The organism is Flavobacterium sp. C3NV (assembly GCF_046825355.2).
In the GTDB taxonomy this organism is placed as follows: Bacteria; Bacteroidota; Bacteroidia; order Flavobacteriales; family Flavobacteriaceae; genus Flavobacterium.
Map to the genome: position 1 here is coordinate 18,356 of NZ_JBKQBJ020000004.1, position 24,092 is coordinate 42,447.

At 33.5% G+C, this 24,092-nt stretch carries 21 protein-coding genes; 5 read left to right on the forward strand and 16 right to left on the reverse strand.

Translation table 11 applies throughout. The features are described 5' to 3' along the window. Positions 1–36: 36 nt before the first annotated feature. The 4 genes from ACIDC4_RS07100 to aspA form a co-directional block, all read right to left on the reverse strand. A complete protein-coding gene (locus ACIDC4_RS07100; protein WP_412044529.1) occupies positions 37–1,236 on the reverse strand; it encodes a porin in 1,200 nt (399 codons plus the stop codon). Positions 1,237–1,254: 18 nt separating this feature from the next. Further along, entirely contained in the window at positions 1,255–2,595 is a 1,341-nt protein-coding gene (locus tag ACIDC4_RS07105) for an anaerobic C4-dicarboxylate transporter family protein (RefSeq protein WP_412044528.1), read from the reverse strand. A gap of 61 nt (positions 2,596–2,656) precedes the next feature. Further along, positions 2,657–3,709: a type II asparaginase gene (locus tag ACIDC4_RS07110; RefSeq protein WP_412044527.1), complete on the reverse strand. Its 1,053-nt coding sequence runs from the start codon at positions 3,707–3,709 to the stop codon at positions 2,657–2,659. A gap of 50 nt (positions 3,710–3,759) precedes the next feature. Beyond that, positions 3,760–5,169 (reverse strand): aspartate ammonia-lyase, encoded by a 1,410-nt coding sequence (gene aspA, locus ACIDC4_RS07115; protein WP_412044526.1) that lies wholly within the window; start codon positions 5,167–5,169, stop codon positions 3,760–3,762. Between the two features lie 657 nt (positions 5,170–5,826). Between aspA and ACIDC4_RS07120 the strand changes: the two genes are divergently transcribed. Together ACIDC4_RS07120 and ACIDC4_RS07125 are read left to right on the forward strand one after the other, a co-directional pair. Further along, a complete protein-coding gene (locus tag ACIDC4_RS07120; RefSeq protein ID WP_412044525.1) occupies positions 5,827–6,588 on the forward strand; it encodes a DUF6597 domain-containing transcriptional factor in 762 nt (253 codons plus the stop codon). A gap of 30 nt (positions 6,589–6,618) precedes the next feature. After that, complete coding sequence (locus ACIDC4_RS07125) at positions 6,619–7,782, forward strand: FAD-dependent oxidoreductase (protein ID WP_412044524.1); 1,164 nt, start codon at positions 6,619–6,621, stop codon at positions 7,780–7,782. A gap of 83 nt (positions 7,783–7,865) precedes the next feature. Here the strand turns inward: ACIDC4_RS07125 and ACIDC4_RS07130 are convergent, their stop codons facing one another. Together ACIDC4_RS07130 and ACIDC4_RS07135 are read right to left on the reverse strand one after the other, a co-directional pair. Then, a complete protein-coding gene (locus tag ACIDC4_RS07130) occupies positions 7,866–9,575 on the reverse strand; it encodes a tetratricopeptide repeat-containing sensor histidine kinase (RefSeq protein WP_412044523.1) in 1,710 nt (569 codons plus the stop codon). A gap of 59 nt (positions 9,576–9,634) precedes the next feature. Next, complete coding sequence (locus tag ACIDC4_RS07135) at positions 9,635–9,814, reverse strand: hypothetical protein (protein ID WP_412044522.1); 180 nt, start codon at positions 9,812–9,814, stop codon at positions 9,635–9,637. A gap of 1,291 nt (positions 9,815–11,105) precedes the next feature. On the opposite strand from ACIDC4_RS07135, the gene ACIDC4_RS07140 reads away from it, so the two are divergent. Next, positions 11,106–11,474 (forward strand): hypothetical protein, encoded by a 369-nt coding sequence (locus ACIDC4_RS07140; RefSeq protein WP_412044521.1) that lies wholly within the window; start codon positions 11,106–11,108, stop codon positions 11,472–11,474. Positions 11,475–11,549: 75 nt separating this feature from the next. Here ACIDC4_RS07140 and ACIDC4_RS07145 read toward each other — a convergent pair whose 3' ends face one another. The 9 genes from ACIDC4_RS07145 to ACIDC4_RS07185 form a co-directional block, all read right to left on the reverse strand. Next, positions 11,550–12,902 (reverse strand): GH1 family beta-glucosidase, encoded by a 1,353-nt coding sequence (locus ACIDC4_RS07145; RefSeq protein WP_412044520.1) that lies wholly within the window; start codon positions 12,900–12,902, stop codon positions 11,550–11,552. A gap of 212 nt (positions 12,903–13,114) precedes the next feature. Further along, on the reverse strand, positions 13,115–13,324 hold the full coding sequence (locus ACIDC4_RS07150; RefSeq protein ID WP_078006134.1) for a hypothetical protein: 210 nt from the start codon (positions 13,322–13,324) through the stop codon (positions 13,115–13,117). A 7-nt stretch (positions 13,325–13,331) separates the two neighbouring features. Continuing rightward, the gene (locus tag ACIDC4_RS07155) at positions 13,332–13,742 is read right to left on the reverse strand and encodes a hypothetical protein (RefSeq protein WP_412044519.1); all 411 of its coding nucleotides are present in this window, start codon (positions 13,740–13,742) and stop codon (positions 13,332–13,334) included. 141 nt (positions 13,743–13,883) lie between these two features. Further along, on the reverse strand, positions 13,884–14,510 hold the full coding sequence (locus tag ACIDC4_RS07160; protein WP_412044518.1) for a hypothetical protein: 627 nt from the start codon (positions 14,508–14,510) through the stop codon (positions 13,884–13,886). Positions 14,511–14,512: 2 nt separating this feature from the next. Continuing rightward, positions 14,513–14,731 carry a TM2 domain-containing protein gene (locus ACIDC4_RS07165; RefSeq protein ID WP_072963849.1) on the reverse strand — a complete coding sequence of 73 codons (219 nt, stop codon included), beginning with the start codon at positions 14,729–14,731 and terminating at the stop codon, positions 14,513–14,515. Between the two features lie 3 nt (positions 14,732–14,734). Further along, positions 14,735–15,340, reverse strand: a complete 606-nt coding sequence (locus tag ACIDC4_RS07170; RefSeq protein WP_412044517.1) for a PH domain-containing protein — start codon at positions 15,338–15,340, stop codon at positions 14,735–14,737. Positions 15,341–15,492: 152 nt separating this feature from the next. Next, positions 15,493–16,161, reverse strand: a complete 669-nt coding sequence (locus ACIDC4_RS07175; RefSeq protein WP_412044516.1) for a response regulator — start codon at positions 16,159–16,161, stop codon at positions 15,493–15,495. A gap of 7 nt (positions 16,162–16,168) precedes the next feature. Beyond that, positions 16,169–17,860, reverse strand: a complete 1,692-nt coding sequence (locus tag ACIDC4_RS07180) for a tetratricopeptide repeat-containing sensor histidine kinase (protein ID WP_412044515.1) — start codon at positions 17,858–17,860, stop codon at positions 16,169–16,171. Between the two features lie 58 nt (positions 17,861–17,918). Continuing rightward, positions 17,919–18,083: a hypothetical protein gene (locus ACIDC4_RS07185; protein ID WP_412044514.1), complete on the reverse strand. Its 165-nt coding sequence runs from the start codon at positions 18,081–18,083 to the stop codon at positions 17,919–17,921. A 350-nt stretch (positions 18,084–18,433) separates the two neighbouring features. Between ACIDC4_RS07185 and ACIDC4_RS07190 the strand changes: the two genes are divergently transcribed. Together ACIDC4_RS07190 and ACIDC4_RS07195 are read left to right on the forward strand one after the other, a co-directional pair. Next, positions 18,434–19,444 (forward strand): hypothetical protein, encoded by a 1,011-nt coding sequence (locus ACIDC4_RS07190; protein ID WP_412044513.1) that lies wholly within the window; start codon positions 18,434–18,436, stop codon positions 19,442–19,444. 134 nt (positions 19,445–19,578) lie between these two features. Next, complete coding sequence (locus ACIDC4_RS07195; RefSeq protein WP_230040437.1) at positions 19,579–19,995, forward strand: lipocalin family protein; 417 nt, start codon at positions 19,579–19,581, stop codon at positions 19,993–19,995. A gap of 109 nt (positions 19,996–20,104) precedes the next feature. Here ACIDC4_RS07195 and ACIDC4_RS07200 read toward each other — a convergent pair whose 3' ends face one another. Further along, positions 20,105–24,085, reverse strand: coding sequence for a PAS domain-containing sensor histidine kinase (locus ACIDC4_RS07200; RefSeq protein ID WP_412044512.1), 3,981 nt, complete (start codon positions 24,083–24,085; stop codon positions 20,105–20,107). Between the last annotated feature and the right edge of the window lie 7 nt (positions 24,086–24,092).

Below are 24,092 nucleotides of genomic sequence, written 5' to 3' on the forward strand. Positions count from 1 at the left end.
ATTTATTACTTTTTTTATTTTCCTGTATACGTTGCATTACAAAACCAATAAAGGGGCAATAAATCCAACGCTTACAAGACCTGTAGTGTAATCTTTTGCGCCAAAAGTATTTTCAGCATACTTGGTATAATCGTATTTTCTGGCTGTATAAGCCAAGTAGAATTTTATATTAAAGTCTTTAAAAGGCATATACTGAATAGTAGGAATAAGTCCGTAACTGGTCGATAATTTACAGTTTGCATTTGAATCCGGATTGTCTTTCCAGGATTGATTGCTACTCATTACCGTCATAAGTAAATTGATTTTAGGAGTTGCCAAATATTCGGCTCTTATCCAATTTTCAAGATAAACTGCTTTTTTTGCTGCGAAAGGATATTGACTGCTAATAATATTAGACACAATTCCTAAACGGTCAAGACCTTCATTACTATATTGAAAATCATAGTAGAGTACAAAGTTTTTTGCGGCAAATTTATTTCCAAGAGCAACATAATTCATATGAGCTCCTTTGGCTTCATTAAAGAAACTATAACTATAGGTAGTTTCAAATTTCCCATCAAAAAATTTTCCCCTCCAATTTCCTACCATTGCCAGAGGATATTCACTTGGGGTAACACTTGGCGGTGCAGATTTCCCATATTGCTCTTCATAAGTTTTTGTTCGTGAATTTAGTAACTGAAATGAAAATGAGTGATTTCCATTTTTTAAAGTATGTGAAATTCCAGCACCAACTAAGAAATTATCTGCATTTTCTATAATATCATTATAAGTTAAAATATCAATGGGGTTAAAATCAAATTCGTATCCTCCCCAATCTGCACATAACTTACCAACAGAAATATTTGTTCTTTTTGACAAATCTATTCTTAAAAAAGCCAAATCAATAGATCTGCTAATATTATCCAGGTTTCCCGGAATAGGATCTCTCGTGTATCTGTTACGGAATCTAAAATATACTTTGTCGTGAATTTTTCCTTTTATCTCAAATCTTAGCTGATCAACGTTATAATGTGAAAGGTCGTGATCGCCATCGGTAAAATAGCTATTGTAAGCCATTCTGGAATTAAAAATCACATCAATATCTCTTAATAAAGATTGTTTTGAAACAGGAATTATTGGTTGTATAGTATCCTTAAATAAATTTCCTTCACTGGTTTGTTTTTCTATATGATCAGTCTGTCCTGATACCATAAGGGGAAATAGGGCAATCAGGAAATATATATAATATTTTTTCATAATTAAGTTTTTAAATTTTTATAATAAAAAGGAACCTATTAAAAAGCCAATGGCAACAGCAGAGCCAATAGTGACAATTCCTGGAATCATAAAACTGTGATTGATAACAAATTTTCCTATTTTGGTACTTCCGGTCCGGTCAAAATTGATGGCTGCTAATAAAGTTGGATAACCGGGCAAAACAAAATCACTATTAACTGTAGGGAAAATTGCTATTAATGCTGATGGCGGTAATCCTAATGCAATGCCTAATGGCATCATGGTTTTTGTAGTAGCAGCCTGGCTAAACATTAGTGCTCCCATAATAAACACTGCAATCGCAAAAGTCCAGGGATATTGAGAAACAATTTCTCCAAGTGCATGTTGTATTGTGTCATTATTGGCACGCATAAAAGTAGAACTCATCCAGACTACTCCAAATACAGACACAACTGCAGATGCCATAGAGGTGAACAAACTTGCTTTGGTAACAGCCGTAGTACTGGTTTTAGTGATCAGCATCATGGCAGCCGAGGCAGTTAGTGTAATAACACTGATAACTGCTACCATTGTTAATGAACCATCAGCATTCACGGCTATAGATTTTTCTCCGGCTTCAAAGTGAGGTAAAATTGAAGGAAACGCACCCGCAATTACAATAAGTACAATCGCACAGGCGAATATTAAAACAGCCGTTTTGGCACCCGATTTCAGTTCGGTTTCTTTTCCTTCAATAGCAGAATTGATAGTATTTGCAAATTCGGGATCTTTCATTTTTTCTATAAAAACAGCGTCATCATTGAGTTCGACACCTTTTTTGAACACAGAAAAGCAACCAAGCAATAAACCAATGATACACGCCGGAATACAAATCATCATGATATTCACTAATGCTCCCTGCGTACCTAAAATCACAACCAATGCTGCCGTAGCGGCGCTCATGGGACTTCCTGTTAAAGCAACGTGCGAAGCAATAACTGAGATACTCAATGGTCTTTCGGGACGAATCCTTTTCTTGGCAGATACCTCAGCAATAATGGGCAATAAAGAATAAACTATATGAGCAGTTCCTGCAAATAAGCACAGAAAATATACCGTAAATGGTGCTATAAAGGTAATATTAGAAGGATTGCTTCGAATGATTCTTTCTGCTAATCGCACCAAATAATCCAATCCTCCCGAAGCCTGCAGAGTTGCAGCTGTAGTGACAATTGCCATAATAATCAGCATTACATCAAGCGGAGGGTCTGTTGGTTTCATTTTGAAAACAAGAATGAAAATAAGCAGACCCAGCATGCCCATAACCCCTAGACCAATTCCTTTCATTTGTGATCCAATCAGAATCATTCCGATCAGAATCATAAATTCAATCCAAATCATTTATTTTATTTTTAGATTAAAGATTTAATTAAAAAACGAGTTTCAATTTTTTCGACACTAATTAATACTCAAAGAAATTTTGTTGAATTTTAGCTCTGTCAGAAGTTTCAGTTAAAGATAACATTAGTAAAACCCTTGCTTTTTGAGGATTCAAATCATCAGAAACTACAAAACCAAGTTCAGCATCTTTAACTTCATTATCTAAGGTTACTCTACCTGAACCTGCACGGGCAGAGCGGCAAACTATAATTCCTTTTTTAGAAGCTTCGGCCAGTGCTTTCCCAACAGGAGCATTAAAATTTCCGTTACCCATTCCGGCATATACAATTCCTTTAGGACCTGAATTGCTGATACAGTAAACGCTATTAGCATTTGCATCTGCATATCCGTATACTATTTCTACCTGAGGCAATGAATTCAGTTTGGTAACATCAAATTTTTTGGCAGGATTTCGTAAAGACTGATAGTAATATTTCACCTTTCCATCATAAATAAGTCCAAGAGGACCAAAGTTTCTGGATTGAAAAGTTTCTAAATTTGTAGTACTGGTTTTGGTAACATCCCTTGCGTCAAAAATCTTTTCATCCATAGCTACTATAACTCCTCTTGTCTGGCTTTCAGGAGAAGCGGCAACAACTACAGCATCTAGTAAATTCCTGTTTCCGTCCTGACTCATTGCGGTAGAGGGACGCATAGCACCAACAAGAACAACAGGTTTATCGTACATAACCGTTAAGTCTAAGAAATAAGCAGTTTCTTCCTGTGTGTCAGTTCCATGTGTTACTACAACAGCATCAGCTTCGTTGTTTTTAAAAATTTCATTTATCCTTTTAGATAATTTTAGCCACGTAACAATATTCATATCCTGGCTTCCAATTGATGCAATTTGCTCACCGGTAATTTTTCCGTAATTGTGAATTTGAGGCACGGCATTCAGTAATTCATCAATAGGTACTTTTCCTGCAGTGTATGCGGCTTTTGTAGCTGATTCTCCAGAACCGGCAATAGTTCCGCCAGTAGCCAGAATAATAATTCTTTTAGATTCCTGAGAAGATTGTGCCTGTATTGATACTGTCAGTAATGACATAAACAATACGATTAAAATATTTTTCATATTATATTTTTTCAATTATTTATATGGAGTTTCTTTCTAAGATTTTTGTTCTAAGCGGTTATGAATTTTGGATTGATAAGGTTATCTAAGGAATAAATTTCATCCCATTTTTCCTGTGTGATTAGTTTTCTTTCGACCACCACAATATCATGAACACTTTTGTTCATTTTTAAAGCTTCGCCGGCAATACTGGCACTTACTTCATAACCTAAAATTGGGTTTAGTTGCGTTACAATCCCAATACTGTTCATTACCATATTATAGCAATGATCTGTATTTGCCGTAATTCCAATAATACATTTATCGATCAAAGTCTGAATGGCATTTGATAAGTAATCTAGTGAGGTAAACATGGCAAAAGCAATTACTGGCTCCATTACATTCAGCTGCAATTGTCCAGCTTCAGCTGCCATAGTAACGGTTAAATCCTGACCTATTACGTAAAAACAAGTCTGGTTTACTACTTCCGGAATTACCGGATTTACTTTTCCAGGCATAATAGAAGATCCTGGCTGACGTGCCGGTAAATTGATTTCGTTGAAACCTGTTCTTGGTCCTGAACTCAATAATCTTAAATCATTGCAGATTTTAGAAATTTTAACGGCTGTTCTTTTTAATGTTCCCATAATCTGAACGTAAGCTCCTGTATCAACCGTTGCTTCAATTAAATCCGGAGAAAGTGTTAACGGAATTCCAACTTCTTTGGCTAAATAGTTCACGCAAATTTCAGGATAACCTTCCGGTGCGTTTACTCTTGTACCAATTGCGGTTGCTCCCATATTGATTTCTAAAACTAAACTCTGAGCTTCTTTTAGTCTTCGAACATCTTCGCCTATTGTAGTCGCATAAGATCTAAATTCTTGTCCTAAAGTCATCGGAACCGCATCTTGCAACTGGGTTCTTCCCATTTTAAGAACACTTTTAAATTCTTCTCCTTTTGCAGCAAAAGCAACTTCTAAACCTTCTAATGTTTTAATGAAGCTTTCCATTTTCAGGTAAAGCGCAATTCTAAATGCCGATGGGTAAGCATCATTTGTAGATTGGGAACAGTTGACATGATTATTTGGATGCAGGAAGTTGTAATCTCCTTTTTTATGTCCCAGATATTCCAAACCAATATTTGCAATTACTTCATTTGCATTCATATTTACCGAAGTTCCTGCTCCTCCCTGAATCAAATCGCTTACAAATTCCTTATCGAATTTACCTGCAATAACCTGATCACTTCCGTAACAAATGGCTTCTGCAATTTTAGGATCAAGTGCCCCGCAATCTTTATTGGCTAAAGCAGCTGCTTTTTTTACATAACCTAAAGCTTTAATAAATAAAGGTTCTTTTGAAATTGGAATTCCTGTAATATTAAAATTCTCTACAGCCCTGAAAGTTTGGATACCATAATACAAATGATTCGGAATATCTAATTCTCCTAAAAAATCATGTTCTTTTCTTGTTTTTTGCATAATGCATTAAAATTTAATTGGTAGCGTATTTATTGTTGATCGTTATAATTCTATTTTTTTTTAATAACAGGATGATCTATAAATTCAGCTCGTTTTCAAATAAAAATGAACTGTCAGGATTTTGAGCATAGAGAATTGTATCCTAATAAGGACAAATTTTATCGTGATGTATTCTATATTGCTTTTTTATCTAATTATTTTAATTCTGTACCTGTAGTGATAAATCATTAATAGTATTAAATGACCAGAAAAAATTAAAGTAGTATTTTTCTTCTAAATCAATTTAAAGACAGTCTTTTTCTTATAATTTTTAATAAAATTTGAAAAAAAAATAAAATGCTGAATGACAGTTTTTTATAGCGTGAAATGTTGAATTTTGCTCTATAATAAGATGGTAAACCAGAACTTTTTTATCCTGGAAAAGGATAAAATATAATTGTTGTAATAGGTTTTACAATACTTAGATTGACAAAAATGTTACGAAAAAAGGATTCTAATTCGTAATGCAATCATTATATAAATTATATATTGGTTTTGAATGTGTCCTGAATCGCCGTGAGAAATTAGAAGAGAAATTAGAACGGGTCGATTGGAAAATAATATTGATAAAAATGGTTATTTTTATATAAAGGAATTGAGTTTAAATAAAAGAGAGATTTGACAATAAATAGCGCTATAAAACGTAGAATAATAAAACCTGAACCAAGGCTTTCTGATTTTGTAGAAAATTTTTGGATGATTGAAAATACTTCAGATTCACCACATGATATTGTTGTTTTACCGAATGGAAGATTCGATATCGCGTTTTTTTATTCGCCGGAAGAATCCTTTCAGATAACAAGAATAGGTTTGGAAACGGAGCCTGCAAAAGGTTCAATTCCGCCAAAAACGCTGTTATTTGCTATTAGTTTCAAACTTCTTGCAATCGAATATTTGTTGGATGTAAAAGCGGCTTCTATAGTAAACACAGTTGATCCTTTGCCAACTGATTTTTGGGGAATTACAAAAAAGGACCTCAACGATTTTGAGTGTTTTTGCGAGAAAGTTTCAGCAAAAATGATTTCGCTGATTAAGCCCAATATTGACTCCAGAAAGCAAAAGCTATTTGAATTGATTTATGCTTCGAATGGCGCAATGTCTGTAAAAGAATTGTCTGAAAAGGTTTTTTGGAACAGCCGCCAGATCAATCGCTATTTTAATGATCATTTTGGAATTTCCTTAAAAGCGTACTGCAATATTGTACGATTCAAAGAATCATTGGAACATATTAAAGAAGGAAGACTTTTTCCCGAACTGAATTTTACGGATCAGAATCATTTTATAAAAGAAGTCAAAAGACTTTCCGGAGTGGTTCCGAAAGAATTATTCAAAGACAAAAACGACCGATTTTTACTATTTAATACACAGCCTGAAGAATAATTTTGCAGTAATAAAACAAATATTAAAGTGATGTTACTACAAAATAAAAAAATAGCTATCGTAGGAGGCGGTCCGGGTGGATTAACTCTTGCAAGACTTTTACAGCTAAAAGGCGCAAATGTAAAAGTGTATGAAAGAGATGAAAATCGAAATGTAAGATTACAAGGCGCAACGCTTGATTTGCATTATGAATCAGGATTAAAAGCCATTGAAGCAGCGGGTTTGATGGATGCTTTTAAAACTCATTACAGACCGGACAATGATCGGTATCGTGTTGTTGATGAAAAGGGAAATGTTCTTCATGATGATCACGATAAAGTATCTACAGGTGATTTTGGTGATGAATTTTTTAGACCCGAAATTGACCGCGGACCTTTAAGAGATATCTTAATAGATGCGCTGCAACCCGATACAATTGTTTGGGACAGCCATATTGTTTCGCTTGAAGAAAAAGAAAATGGTTGGGAAATTGTTTTTAAAAATGGAAACACTGTAACTGCAGATCTTGTAATTGGAGCAGATGGAGCCAATTCAAAAATTCGCCCGTTTGTTACGCCAGTTAAGCCTTTTTATTCAGGTGTTACTTATTTGGTGTGCAATATCCCTGATTCGGAAAAGCATGCTCCAAAATTGCATGAACTGACAAAGGGCGGAAAGATTTCTGCCATGGCCGATTCTAAAACTTTATTTTTAAGTGCGAAAGGCGATGGTAGCCTGGATTTTTACATTGGATGGAAAGCAACTGCAAACTGGGCTACAGAAATCGGAATTGATTTTAAGAATAATAAGCAGGTTTTAGAATGGTTTAAAAAGGAATTTGCGAATTGGGATACTATGTGGTTGGAATTGTTTGATTATGATGAAACCGAATTTGTTGTAAGGCCTTTATACGGTATGCCACTGGATCAATATTGGGAAACGAATCCTAATATAACGTTGCTTGGTGATGCAGCACATTTATTACCTCCTAATGGAGAAGGGGTAAATTCAGCCATGCTCGATGCGTTATATTTAAGCGAAAATCTAACTAACGGAAAATTTACGGATGTAAAATCAGCAATAGCGGATTATGAGAAGCAAATGTTCGAAAGATTTGCAGATGAAGGAAAAGAAACTGCAGAAATGATGGATTGGATGTATTCTGCGGACGGATTAAAAATAATGGTAGAATTGTTTCATCAAATGCCAAACTAAAATAGTATTGTAAAAATAAAAGCCTTTCAAGAGTAAAATTTTGAAAGGCTTTTTTGTAATTATAATGCCTAAATTTAATTTGACTATTTAGGCATTACTATTTTTGCTCTAAAGCCTTTGCCAGGTTCGGTATCAAAATCGATAGTTCCTTTAACGGCCTGAATACGGGTTTCCATGTTTTGGAGACCATTTTTTATCATCAGGGTTTTTTCGCAGCCTTTACCATTATCAGTATAATTTATCACAATTGATTTTGGATCACTTTCAAATTTTATAACCACGAGATTTGCCTCGCTGTGTTTCTTCATATTCACCATTAGTTCCTGTAAAACTCTGCTAATGGTAATCTTTTTTATTTCATCGATACTTTCCCAGTGTATACTTTCTAAATTAGTAACCATGATATTTCTTTCGCTGGTATTATAGGTCGAAAGCATATCTTTTAAGCTTTTTATAAAATCGGTACCAGTCTCAATTTTATTGTTTTCTCTTGAAATTCCTCTCACGCGCCCGTAAATGTCATCTAATTTTTGTAGTAGATTCTCTTTGGTACTTTCTATAGATAAGGGCTGAGATTCGGCAAAAGCAATCACATGAAACACATCGTTGGCCAATTCGTCATGAATTTTTTTGGCAATTCGGGTTTCTGTGTTATAGGAAGTCTTAAATTCTATTGCTTTGTTTTTATTTTTGTAATAGCGTATTAAAATGAAGATCAAAATAACTAGAAAAACAAAGACAATGGCAAATACAATTCGCAGATAAGTGGCTTTTTGAAGCGATAATAAGTTTTCTGCTTTTTCTAAGCGAAGTTTTGCGTTTTCATCTTTTTCTTTTTTTGCATCGTATTTTATTTTTGCAAATTTATTTTTAAAATTATTTCTAACCTTAATGATACTGTCATTTAAAGTAAAATACCTCTGTACATATTGATTGTTTTGAGCACTGTGATCATTTGAAATTAAAATTTGCAATGCTTCTAATCTTTCGTCAACACTATTTAGTTTTGTGGCTGTATTATAAGCCGCAAGAGCATTTTTATTTGATCTTTGAATGTCTTTTTTAGCATAATAATCGGCGAGATGCAGATAACTTTCAATGCTTCTGTATGTATCCTCAAATTCATTTCTTGTCTGGAGCGCTTCATTCATTAAACGGAATCCTCTTTCATCCATTCCATTCTTAAAATAAGCATAGCCTAAATTATCTAGAATTAGTGATTTCTTCGTTGGTGGAGGAGGATTCTTTGAAAATTTTTTACTCAAAAGAGATTCTAAAATAGTGATTGCGTTACCATATTTTTTTTGTTGAATATAAACAGTCGCAATATTATTTAAAGGGTTTATTTTATCTATAGGATCTTTAAAATCATTTGCTGCTGCTTCATAATAAAGAATCGCATCATCATAAAGAGAAAGTTCTTTGTCAGCAATACCTAACATATTATTTATAGCAGCTGTATAAATACTCTTTTTCTTAACATAAGGTAGTGCTTCGGTTACGATTTCTTTACTGCCGTAATAATCACCATTGACCTGTTGAATTACTGCAATTTGAATAAGTATATAACCAATATTGGCACTATCTTTTAAAGTTTCATAAAGTTGTTTTGATTTATTAAACTCATGAAAAGCAGTATTGAAGTTTTGTTTTTCCTGATTTTCAATTGCTTTATTTCGTAAGCTACGGGCCTCTTTTTGTAAGGATTCTGTATTGATATTAACGGTCTTTTTTTCTTCACACGAAAAAAGAAAGAGAAGTATAATAAAATAAAAAAACGGGGACCGTAACATATAAATTTACTTTCCCCGAAAATAGTAATTAATTAGATACTAAAAATATATATTTAATATTAAAGTGGAGGTGGTGGTATACCACCATTACCATCACCAGGACCGTCAGCATAAGTTGCTTTTACAGGATTAACAGCTTTTTCTGTATCCTTTTTGGGTTGGCTCTCGTATTCATCAGGAGTACAAGAAAATATAGTGAACAATAATGCAAAAGCGATAAATAGTATAAATTTTTTCATTTTGATTTAATTTAGAAATTAGACATAGGTATTGCTGTCCGGATTTTATCCAGAGCTTGTTTGGAGCAATACCAAATTGATTTTTTAGGAAGTAAATCGTGTAGAACAGTAAGACGTTATTTATACTTCCTAGATAAACTCGGTCTTACGGTTTTTACACTGTTAGTTCGAAATAGTTTTTATTTTTGTTTTAGTCTGCAGACAAAACCTGAACTAATTTCTATGGCAAAGGAAAGGCGCTTTTAGGCCTTTGTTGACAAGGGATTCCCAGAATTCCCACGTTTTCCTGAGATTCCCAGGAATTCCTAAAAACAAAATACAATGCATAGTAAATTTAGGCTCGTTAGAACGCGTTAGTTGAATGAAAAACCAATCTGACCTTTTATTATATAGATGCAAAAAGTCCTAAAAAGGTTGGATTTGATTATTAAAAAAGATGAAAATATTGCATTGAAGAAATCAATACATTGAAATTAATATCAGAACAAATCTGACTGTTGCAAAACGAGAAATAAATCATAGAATTACATTTAGTTTAGTGAAAAATGAACATGAAGAGTCGAAAGAGAATCCTGAAAAAGGAAATCTTTTCTGTAATGTCAGGAATATATTTTCTAAAACAATAGCTCAGAAATATATCCGGGAAAAATAATTATGGTTGAAATTGGAGCGATTGCTCTGGTGTAATCTGCGTGTTTCTATGTTGCGCAGAGAAAAGATTCATTTGAAAAATTTCGAAATGAAATTGGAAAGCATTTTGAAAAATAAAATGTCTGAAGTTGTAAAAAGGACAATTTTTTGAGGAGTAATCCGGGCGCTTAAATAGTTTGTTTTTTGGCATATATTGTACTGTTATTTATACTATAAAGATAAGAAAAAATAACCGTTAAACCTAATAAATACAAGGGAAATAGCCGTTTTTTGTGTTTTTTTTGCAATTAATTTTTAGATTTTTTCTGGTTCTAATTACTCATTTTAAAGCAAAAAAAACGGCCTTTTTTTCAGCGGTTGGATTGTAATAAAATTATCTATATTTACTCTTTGTTTATAAATATTTTTAACACATAGAAACATAGAATTATTGAACTCAAAAAAGTCGTTTCAATCGCATAAACACATATAGCTATGTGAGAGAAACGTGTTTCTTTTTGATTTACTTTTTTAAGAATCCTACAATCTATGTTTCTATGTGTTTAATTAAATTTTCATACATTATACCCAATGGATTATATTTATAAAAATATTGCATTAGGTTTTAATTTCTATTCACTATCCTTTTAAAAATATCTTTATGAAAAAGCTTCTACTACTATTCATTGTTTTATGCACTTTTGGTTGTAAAAAATATGTTGTCTCATTTGAGCAGCCAACAGATATGAAATTGGATAACTTAAAACTCGAAGTGCTTCTGGATAAAAAGAAAGTTCAGGACATTAACTTAAAAGCGACAACTGCAATGCCCAGTTATGAAACAGCAGAACTGCCGGTATCAGATGTAGGGAAACATTTGCTTCAGGTGAAAGTAAAAGATACGATCTTTAGTTTTGATATAAATTATCCCGAGGATAGATATATTCTTGCAACAGCTCATTTAAAAAATAATGGCAAGATTACTATTGGAATCTTAAAACAACAATATCCTTTTAGAGTTCAACGATAAATGATTGTATTTCAAATGTAAAAAGCCTTTCACGACTTAATCGCGAAAGGCTTTTTATATTTTGAGGTATCAGGTTTAAGATAAAAAATCTTTAAACCACAATCCAGAATGTTTAATGGTTCGTTGCTGCGTGTCGAAATCGACATGAATTAAGCCGAATCGGGCATTATAGCCTTCAGCCCATTCGAAGTTATCGGTAAGACTCCAGACAAAATAACCTTCGACATTTAGGCCATCTTTTCTGGCTTTAAGAATTTGCTCTAAATGATCCTGAATATAATGGGTGCGTTTGATATCGTAGACTTTTCCGTTGCTTAAAGTGTCAGGGAAAGCAGCACCATTTTCGGTAATGATAATTTTTTTAATGCCTTTATATTCGTTGAATTTTTTCAGGACGTGATATAGGGCAGGAGGATAAACTTCCCAACCCATTTCGGTTGAAATTACGTTTCTCTTTTCGGCACTTATTAGTTCAGCGCCTATGTACGGAATCAACATAGATGATTTTACAACTTCACGGGTGTAACATTGCAGGCCTATAAAATCAAAATCGAAAGATAAATTGTCGAGATCATCGTCTAAAATATAGTTATTGAGTTTCTTTAATACCGGCAAATCACTCTGCGGATAACCCAATCCTAAAATAGGTTCTATAAAAGTTCTGTTCAGTAAAGTGTCTACACGTTTTGCGGCTTCAATATCTTTAGGGCTTTCTGTTGCGGCTTCGATATGCGTGCAGGAGAAAGTTGTACCAATATTCGCTTCGGGAATTCTGTTTCTCAATATTTTCGCGCCGGCAGCAGTAGCGAGTGTTACGTGATGCATGGCTTTAAGATAATTGGTGATCCCTTTTTTGCCCGGAGCGTGAATACCCAAAAAATATCCTGCGCCGGTAAACACAGAAGGTTCGTTGATCACCATCCAGTTTTTTACGCGATCTCCAAAATATTGAGCACAAACTTCGACGTACTCTGAAAACCAGGAAACTGATTCGCGATTCGTCCAGCCGCCTTTTGTTTCTAAGGCATGTGGCAGATCCCAATGATAAAGTGTAATCCAGGGTTCTATTCCGGCGTCTAATAAAGCATCGATGATTTTATTGTAGTATTCGATACCGGCTTGATTTACAGGATGAACTCCTGTAGGCATAATTCGGGGCCAACTGATAGAAAACCTAAAATTCGGAATATTTAATTCCCGGATTAAGTCAATATCGTTTTGGTACGAATTATAAAAGTCACAAGCGGTTAAAGCATGATGTCCGTTTTTTATTTTCCCTTTTTGAGACGTAAAAACATCCCAGATCGAAGAACCTTTTCCGTCGGCATCGTGTGCTCCCTCAATTTGGAAAGCGGCGGTTGAAACACCCCACAAGAAATCATCTCCAAATTGGTCTTTGTTCAAAAATGAGTTCTCTATTTTATTCATTCAAATAAGTATTTCCTTTATTTTATTGTAATTTATTAATGAAGGAAAGACGATTGCATAGCTCTTAAAAACAGCCATTCTTTGAATGAAACCAGAAAATTTAGGTTGAAGAATTTCATAACGTTTAGTTTTAATCAAATTAATAAAACTAATGTGAATTTAACGTAAAGTGATTATTATCAAATGATTAAATAATAAAAATGGGAAGATGTTTAATCTTCCCATCCACAAAGTGTAAGGCCTAAACCTTGTGCCTGTTTTAGTGATGTTTTTACAGTTTCGTGATTGCAAGATGATAAACCACGACAGGTTTGGCTATAATGGTATTTTTTAGCACCAGTTGGGCCACAAATATATACAGTGGTTTGAGGAGGTGTAAAAGAAGTTAAAAAAATAAATAGTAAGAGTAAAGAATATTTCATCAGTGTTTTATTTGACAATTAATTGGTATTTATTTCCATTTAAATCGGTGGCATTTAGTTTTCCGTATGAAACCCATTCAGTTTTAATTTCAATATCAGGAATAGTATCGCCAAGTAAAATTCCTGCGCCATATTTTCCTTCGACATTGATATTCCCAAAAACCGAATCGCCATCAATGTTGATTCCTTTTACATCATAATTGTATTCGTATTTTCCGGGATTTCCGGTTCTGTATTTGTATTGGTAGGTGTCGTTTACATGATACGTTTTTGCTTCTTCGGCAGTAATTGTTTTTCGATCATCTGGCGTAATTACTTGTTTTAAAAACGAATTAATTTCCGGTGGAGGAGGAGCTGAAGCTTTTTTACATGAAAGTGTTACAAGTAATAAAAATAAGACGAGGTAGTTTTTTTGCATAGGCTTTTTGGATAAAAAAAATTATATATAAAAAAAGTGTTTTTGAAATCTGTGATTAAAAACCAAGTAATTTTTAAGTTCTAAATCTAAGTAGAAATACCTTTTTTAAAATGCGTAGTAATACTTGATTTTATTAGAAATTTATATAGCTTTCCAAATTGATTCAAAACTTTTTGCTTCACCTTCTAATAAAGGTAAATAAGTGAAATCATCTTTTGTATTTTCGTACAGTTTCGAATTTTTTACATCTAAAACAGCAAAGATAACTTGATCTCCAGCTTCCTTTCGTAATTGGCTTTCCATAAGTGATAAAATTTGTGATAATTTATCTTTAGAAATTTTGTCAGCCTTTAAAAATAATTTGATAACATAATATTTGTTATCAAATGCTAGTCCTAATTCAGGATTAATTTTAATATCAAGATCTCCAGTTAGCCAATGATAAAAAGGAGGATCAAACCATTGTGTTTTTTTCTTTCCCCAAAATTTTTTATATCCGTCTATTGATGAAGGATAATTAGCTATTTTCTTTGAATCAGTTAGTTTTTGCAATAAGTTGTCCAACCTTTTTTTATCATCATTATTTTTGTGAGTGTCAATAATTTCCTCACGTAAGGCTTTATAAAAATCGGTAGCAGGATTGTAAGGAGGTCTATTTTTAACTTGCTTAACCTTTGTCATTTTAGAACCCCCTGATTTGTTTACAAAATCTATAAAGTCTGTGAGTGATACGCTAATGGCATCTTTCCTTTTTATGTATTTTCCCATTTTTAGTCATTTAAAAAACCATTGTTATATTTTACGTTAAAAGAATGATCAGACATTAGCAATAGTCCAAAAAACTGAAAAAATGCCAATATTGCAGGAATGAATGTCCAACAAAAGAGGAGATAAAGAATTCCTTGTACAGATTGTCCTAAATAAAATTTATGAATACCAATTCCTCCAAGAAAGAAAGTTAAAATTGCTGCGGTTAGTTTACTTTTCATAATTTACATTTTAGATAAAATTGCTGTTTTTTTTGTGTCAAATTCCATTTGTGATATAATCTCACTATCTAATAATTTTTTTAATTTTTGAAGTGTTTCCAGTGGATCTTCTTTTTGCTCTGCTACATTTTGAGGAATAGGTAAATTCGCATTTACAGTAATTCCTCCACCGGCAATTGCTCTTTTATTTTCCAGATCATGCTCACGTCTATATGCAACCATTTCTTCTTCTTTTTGTTGCGCAAATTGATATAGTTTTCTGGCTTGAGCTTTTGGTAGGTAATCGAGCATATTCATATTTCCTTTGACTGTTTTCATAGAAAAGGTTGCCCCAATAATTCCCTCTTTCATGTGACAATCTAGTATGTCTTTCCATGCATAATCCTGAAAATCCATTGATAATCCTAGATTTCTTGGTCTACAAAAGATTATTCTTTTATTAGTTAGAGCTATACAATCTGGTGAAAGATTTACAACTGGTTTTTTTTGTACGGCAATGTATTCTACCTGCTCTCCAGAAGTAAGTAATCCGTTAACTTTAGTTAAAAGTTTTTCGACCGCTTTTGGATCTTGTTCTTCGTTTAAGAACTTTTTTAAATCGTTTATCATACTGGTTAATATTTTAATTTGTAATTATCCAAATGTAAATCCAATTAAAACCAGTATTTTACGGAAATCCATAATCCGTATTTTTTTTAATTTTAAGCCATAAAAAAAGCCCCAGAAGGAGCTTTATAGAATTAATAATTTATAACGATATTTTAAACAATCCCCATATCTTTTGCAATAGAAACCAGATGAACGGTATTATTTGCTTTAAAAAAGTCTTTTAGTTTAGAAAGTCTTTTTTCCATTGCACTTTTGCTGTTGGGTTTGATGCCCAAGTCTTTAAAGATTTGTATGATTTCGTCTTGCGCAGTTCCAGATGATAGGTGTTTTAAGATTTGAATATCTAAATCATCGATTTCAAAATTGCTTTTTTCCTGAAGCGCAGAAGCAACTTCATAAGAAATAAACTTTTGATTTGAAGTTGAAGTAATGTGAATTGCTTTTTTTAAATCTTCAATACTATTTCGGCCTTTTAATACAAAGCCATCAATATCAGCATTATCAAAAAGAGATTTAATGCGATGGCTTTTATCTTCTACCGAATAGGCGATAATTTTAATATCAGGCTGTAATTCCCGAACCTTTTCAACAAGTTCATCACCACAAGTAATCTGTACGTCGCGATGATCCTTTTTGAATGAAAGATCACTAATTAATAAGTCATAAGGTTCATTGTCCAGAATGGCTTTTCGTATTTTTAGAAAAGCGTCATCACAATATTTTGAGTTTTGAAAATTTACAATTTCTAAATCTTTTAAGGTTTGTTCGATTGCTAAATTAATACCGTCAAGATCTTCGGCAATTATTACTTTTTTAAACATATGGCTTTTATTTAGGCAGAGTTATTTTTACTTTAAAACCTTTATCCGGTTCAGAGTCAAAAGTAATAGTTCCTTTTATGGCCAGAATACGGTTTTCCATATTTTGCAAACCATTTTTTATAATTTTATCTTTTTCGCAGCCTTTTCCATTATCTGTATAATCAATAAAAAGCATTTTTCCGTTGCTTTCGAACTTTACAACCACCAATGATGCATGACTGTGTTTTTTCATATTCACCATTAATTCTTGCAGAATTCTATGAATCGTGACCTTTTTTATATTATCGACTAATTCCCAATTTACTTTTTCTATATTATTAATAATAACGTTTGTAGTCTCGCTATTATAAGTCGAAAGCATTTCTTTTAAGTTGGCAGCATAATTTGATGTCACATCGATTGTACTGTTTTCTTGCGAAATTCTGCGAACACGAGAATAAATATTGTCTAGTTTGTGAACCAATGTTTCTTTTGTATTCTCGCTGGTCAAAGGTTGCGTTTGAGTAAAAGTCATTGCATGAAAAACGTCATTTGCCAACTCATCATGAATATCTTTGGCAATGCGGGTTTCAGTATCATAAGCTGTTTTTATTTTCTCGATTCGGCCTCTGTTTTTATAATATCGTATTAGAATAAAAATTACAATAATCAAAAAGATAACCCCAATACCGGCCACTACTTTTTGATATTTTTGTTCCTGAATCGACAATAGATTTTCTGCTTTCTCTAAACGAAGTTTTTGGTTCTCGTCTTTTTCTTTTTTAGAATCGTATTTAATTTTGGCAAACTTATTTTTAAAGTTATTACGAACCTTTATAATACTATCATTTATAGTAACATACTTTTGAGCATATTGTACATTTTTATTTCCGGAATCATTCGAAATTAAAAACGATAAAGCTTTCAAACGTTCATCGACACTATTGAATCTTGTTGCGATTTCATATGCCGCTTGTGCATATTGATTCGATTTTTTAGAATCTGTTTTTAAATAAAATTCAGCAAGATGTAAATTGCTTTCGATACTTCCGTAGAAATCAGTAATTTGTTTTCTTAGTTGATAACCTTCGTTCATTAATGAAAGTCCTTTTTCGGTTAATCCGTCTTTAAAATAAGCATAACCCAAATTGTCTAGTATTCTTGCTTTTTCATCAATTACTTTTTTATCGAGTAAAGATTCTAAAATTTTGATTGCCTTGTTGTAATTTTTTTGTTGAATATGAATTACGGCCATATTATTTAAAGGAGATTGTTTTGAAACCTCATCAGTACAATCTGCAATAGCTTCCCTGTAATAATAGATGGCATCATGGTAAAGAGAAAGTTCTTTATCAGCAATTCCGAAGAAATTATTAATGGCAGCACTATATATGTCTTTCTTTTTCAGAAAAGGCAGTGCTTCTGTAAGTGTTTCTTTACTTCCATAATAATCTCCATTTATTTGCTGGATAGAAGCCATTTGAATCAGATTAAAGACAATATTGGCACTATCTTTTATGGTCTCAAAAATTATTTTTGATTTATTGAAGTTGTAGAATGCACTATTGAAATTTTTATTTTCAAAGTTCTCTATTCCTTTTTTTCTAAAATCTAGTGCTTCTTTTTTAATAAAAGATGTATCCACAGGTTTAATGTTTTCTTCTTTACAGGAAAGAAAAAGCAGAAAAAAAAGAAAACAAAAAAACGGGGATCGTAGCATAAAAGTTACTTTCCCCGAAAATAGTAATTAATTTGAAATTAACTACTTAAAATTACCACTATTGTGGTGGTGGTGGAACCTTTATTGGAGCATCTCCAGGTCCGTCAGCGTATGCTGGTACTTCGGGTTTTATATTCGCTTTAGTATCTTCGAAATCATCAGCGGTACAAGAAATCATAGTTGTCAATAGAGCGCACGCTCCCAATAATATTAGCTTTTTCATTTTTTTTATATTTAAGGATTAAGCATGAGTATTGCTGTTCGGAACTTTTCCGGAACTTTTAATGCAACATCATTTTGTGTTGGGAAGTGAAGTGCGTAGACAGTAAGATTGATTTATACTTCCCGGATAAATTTCGTCTTACGGTTTTCCGTACTTTTAATTGAACTAGTTTTGTATTTTTGTTTTAATTCGATATCGAACAAGAACTAATTCTGAGGCAAAGTAACAACGGCTTTGAGCCTGAATTGAGAGGGAATTCCGGGAATTCCGAAGTATTATTTGAAGTCCCGATAATTCCGCAAAATTCCTTAAAAATCCAAATGAGAAATCCTTAAAATTCCAGAAAACCCATGCCAAACAATACTTTTGATGATTATAAAATTGCTGTAAAAAATAAATATGAAGAGGTTAGAAACAGCGAATACTTTGTTTATTTAGATAATCCAACTAGAGGAAGACTTCGTAATTTATGCTGGGAGTTATTTCTGCAGCAAAACAGAAATCAGGATGATTTAAATGTTTTTAGTTCCTTATTAGGATTATCTTTTGATGTTACTAAAAAGAACAAGTTTGATGACCAAAAAGATAAATTCAGACCTATTGAGACTTTCTTTAAAGGAGAAACTGATCCTGCAAATGTTGAGGCAGTAAATATGGCTGCAATATTGGTAGGTTTTGAAGCGCGGCCTTTTAATAAATTTAGAATTCACAATTTATTTCCTGATGAAATTAAAGGTGATGATGGAGTAGCTTTAGTAAATCAACAAAAGGGACAAAATGAGGGTTCAGGAGATCTGGAAGTTTTTCTTGATGAAAAGGAAAGAGAAAAAGGAATAGAAAAGGGGATAATAGAAGAAAAGAAACATGTTGAGGTAAAAGAAAGTGAAGAAGTAACAGAAAGTACTACTGAAGAAATAAAATCAAGCCCACAAGCAATCAATGCATTTGTCTCTATTCAGGAAAAAACTCCGGGCAAATTGAACAAAAGAATTAGGAATACTATAATAGGACTGGGATTGGTTTTATTTATAGGGTTTCCGGTAATCTTTTTTGCATTTCCAAATAAAGGCTGCATGCAATGGACTGGTAATAACTATGAAATTGTAGATTGCGATTTGAAAGCGGCAGATAACAACATTGAACTGTTAGATCCAAATCTTGTTAATCTTAAAAGGATTAAAGTGTGTGATACAACACCATTCTTTAAAAACGAAAAGGCTATAGTGTTTTATGCCAGATCAGGAGATTCATTAGAATGCTTTAATCAAATTGGGCCTCATCCTGAGAGGCGTAGTCAATACTTAAGACCCATAACAAGTTATATGATTGGTAAATACGTAAGTAATAAGCCATGTAAATAATGCTGAAAATTATGATTCCGTAAATAAATTCTTTAAACTGAAATGAAATTATGTAAATCAAACCGAAAATTATAGAACATTGTTGGAGGACTTTAAAACTAATTTAGCATAAAATAATTTTAAAGAAATCAAACATGAAAACTAAAAGAATATTATTCGGATTATTATTGAGCATGGGTTTATTTGCAGCATCTTGTAGCAGCGATGACAATGACGGGGAAACAATCGTACCAATTCAGGGTGTTTACAACCTAAGCCAAACAGGAACAATTATTGACGGTAAAGAGGTCTTAATTGATGCTCCGCAAAATCAAGCGGGATGCAAAAAAGATTATTTAGATCTAAGATTAAGCAATGCAGCTGTTATTGGTGATTACAATGGTTCTGATTGTGCCTTAGTAGAAACTACAGGAACTTACGTAAGATCTCATAATGATTTAACGCTTACTGTTGGTGCTTTAAGCTCAACTAGCGATATCATGAACCTTACAAACAAAGAGCTGAAATTGAAAGATAAAGCAACTGGTATTATTACTGTTTATACAAGATAATCTATCAAAGTAAATTTTTTTAATTCCTTGGGAGGATTAAAAAACGAAAACGGAAACGACTTTCTAAAAGTTGTTTCCGTTTTTTATTGTTTTAGATTTAAGCTTAAACTTAAATTACAGGGATATAAATATCAAAAGTAGCTCCTTTATTTTTTTCGCCTTTGGCGGTGATAATTCCGTTATGGTTTTCTACAATTTTTTTCACGATTGCAAGTCCAATTCCTGTTCCGGTGTATTCGAGTTTTCCGTGTAAACGCTGAAAAACTTCGAAAATCTTTTTGCTGTATTGAGGTTCAAAACCAATACCGTTATCCGATAAACTAATGTGGCAGTAAGTAGTTTCTTTAACTAAAGATTCATGATCTAAATTTTCGCCTTTGGTAAATTCACAGTTTATTTTTATTACTGTAGGGATTTCCGGATTGGCAAATTTTATGGAATTACTGGCCAGATTATACAATAATTGTCTGAACTGAAACGGAATAATACTTGCTTCGCAGGTATTATCAATTTCTATTACGGCTCCTTTTTGCTCCAGCTCTTCCTTCAGGTCTTCTTTTACCTCATCGATAATTTTAGAAAGATTCACTTTTTCGAATTTTCTTTCCTGAATATTCGTTCTCGAGTAGGAGAGCAGATCATTGATAAGCGTTTGCATTCGCTGTGCAGCATTTTGCATACGCTGAAATTTATCTTTTCCGGAATCGGATAAATTATCAGATTCTTTCTCGATAATCTGAGTTGCAAAAGTTTGAATTTTTCGCAAAGGTTCCTGCAAATCGTGACTCGAAATATAAGCAAACGACTGAAGCTCTTTGTTCATTTGCTCCAGCTCGACATTTTTTTGCTCCAGTTCTTTGGTACGTGCCGTAACCTGCTTCTCTAATTCCTGTGTAAAAGCTTTTTCTGTTTGGATATCGGTAAAAGCGCCTACCCATTTAATGATTTTATTGTCTTTATTCAAAACGGGTTCGCCAATAACAGAATGCCATCTATAGGTTCCGTCTTTTCTTAAAACCCTCACATCGGCTTTGTATATTGTCCCGGTTGTCAGGCTTTTGTTCCATATTCTGGAGTTTTCATCAAAATCGTCAGGATGAATCATGGCTTTCCAAGCTGCTTCGCCGTTAGGAACTACTCCAGTATATTCGAACCATTTGCCTGAGGTAAACAATGCATTGCCTTTATCGTCTGTTTCCCAAATAAGCTGAGGAATACTTTCGGTCAGAGAACGGAATCTTTTTTCGCTTTCTTCTATTTTTTTTCTTGCTTCTACTTTTTCAGTTACATCAATCATGGTGATTTTTATTCCTGAAATAGTATCGTCTAACTCACGTTGAGGTGCAAATTCAAAATCGATATACATTTTATGTTCAATACTATCAGTATTTATATAAAATAAAGATTCAGATTCTGAATGTACGTTTCCGGTACTGTAGACTTCATTTAAAAGTCTGGCGTATTTTTGTTTTTTGAGTTCGGGGAAAACCTCTAATATATTTTTACCCTGAACATCGCTTTCATTTTTTTTCCAGATATTTTTCAATAAGGCGCCATTGACCATTTCGATCACCATGTCTTTGCCTTTTAAGATCGCTTTAGGAACAGGAGATTCCATAACCAGTTTTCGGAATCTTTTTTCGCTTGCTTCAAGTTCCTGCTGGTGATTTTTTTCGTCGGTAATATCTCTTATGGTTCCTAACAATCTTTCAGGATTATTTTCTGAATCATAAAATACTTTTCCTTTGGCTTCGACCCAATGAATCGATTGATCATCCCATATTACCCTGGCTTCATAATAAATGTTGCCTAAAGCAATAGCTTCTTTAAAGGCTTTTTCACGTATGTGCAAATCATCAGCATGCACATGGCTAAGAAGCTGGGCATGAGTTAAATGTTCGGTATTTTTATGACCGGTAACAATTTCCAGGTATCGGTTTGAGTACTGAAGATTTTTTGTTTTTACATATAATTCCCAGGTTCCCAATTCACTGGCTTCAACTATAATGTTAAGCCTTTCTTCATTGAGTTCTGTTTTCTTTCTGGATTCAACTTTTTCAGTAACTTCTGTTGCGGTAACGATGATGCCTGAAATTTCTCCATTTTCTTCTTTTAAAGGATGGTAAAGAAAATCAAAATAGAAAATTTCGGGATCTCCAAATCGGTTAATTGGTACAGGTAATTCATTTCCGTGATAAGGAATCCCGGTTGTATAAACAGTATCTAAAAGATCGCCAACAGTTCCTTTTACTTCAGGCAAAGAATCAAACAAAGGTTTGCCCACAAAGCTGCTTTCTTCTTTTCCTACCAATTTTAAATAAGCTTCATTGGCCATTTCTGCTACATGGTTAGGTCCACGTAAAATAGTAATTCCAACAGGAGCTTGTTTGACCGTGTTTCTAAAACGTTTATCTGCCTCTTCAATTTTTTGACGGGCATTTACCTGCGGTGTATTGTCCAGTACCCAAATAGCAATTTTGGTAACTTTATTATCAATATTTTTTAACGGAGCATAAACAAAAGTCACATAAATTTTTTCTTCTTTGCCGTGTCTTATGAGCTTCATTTCAACCTCATTAGCATAAAACGGATTTCCTTCGTCGATTACTTTTTGCAGCGGAATTTCGTAAGCAGATCTTACCTCGGCAAAAGCATCCCAATAATGTTTTCCTGCAATTTCCTCGTATTTTTTTCCTGCAACTTCAATAAAACTATCATTTACGATTTCTGTTATTAAAGTTTCTGCATCCAGTACGCAAATACCAATAGGCGATTGCGAAACCATACTGCGCAAATTCTGTTCGCTTTCCTCTATTTTTTTCTTGGCTAAATTCAGATCAGTCAAATCGACTCCTGTATTCATTACGCCATATACATTACCGTTTACATCGTATATTGGCGTTAGGCTGTAATTGAAATAATAGGTATGTAATTTTCCGTCGACAGTAAGATCAAGAGGGGTATTTTGGGTGTGAAAAGATTTTCCGCTGTTTAAGACTTCAGTAATTTGTTCAAAAACCAATTGGTTATCGAGTTCCGGAAGCACATCTTTGAATGATTTTCCGATAACGTCATTACCTTTTCCCCATATTTTTATAATAGAATCATTGGCTAGTTCAACAATCATGTCCTTTCCGGCATACAATGCAATCGGGAAAGGTGCATTTTCGACCAACTCTCTTACTTTTTGCTCGCTTTCGACCACTTTCGAACGCGAAAGAACCTGCGAAGTCACTTCTATTGCAATTCCTACCACTCCGGAAATAGTGCCATCAGCTTCTCTCAGCGCTTCGTAAACAAAATTCAAATACGTATCTTCTATTTTTCCGTTACGAGGCAGTTTTACAAGTTGTTCGTTGGCAATAAACTTTCTGCCGCTTTTGTACACATTATTCAGTACATCTTCAAGATATTGATTTCTTGTTTCCGGTAAAGCATCAAAAACAGGTTTGTTTATAATTTCGCCGGCTTTGACTCCCCATAACTGAATCATCTGATCGTTGGCAATTTCTACAACATGATCTGGTCCTCTCATCACGCACATGGCCACAGGAGCCTGCATGATGTTATTTCTAAATCTGAGATTACTTTCTTTTAGCGCTGCTGTTGCCCGCACTTTTTCGGTGCTTTCGATAACGGTGACCAAAAGACCGCCTATTAAACCATCTTCTTTTTTTATAGGGCTGTACGAGAAATCGAAATAACAATCTTCATCATATCCATTTCTGTCCAATGTCAATTTAAAATCCGGAAAACTCACCGAACTTCCTTTCATAACATCATGAAACATAGGCGCAAGGATTTCCCAAACTTCTGAAAATGTAGTTTGAGAACTAATTCCTAAGGCTTTAGGATGTTTAGAGCCCAGAATCTGACTGTAAGTATCGTTGTATATTTGCGTATAATCGTCACCCCAAACGACCAACATTCCAAAGGGGTTGTTGAGCATTAGGGCAACAATGGTTTTGAGACTTTGAGGCCAGTTGTCAGGATCGCCCAATGATGTTTTACTCCAGTCTTTTGAGCGTATCAATTTGCCCATTTCGCCGCCATCGGATAGAAAATAATGTTTATGATCTGTAGAGCTCATTCTGGAA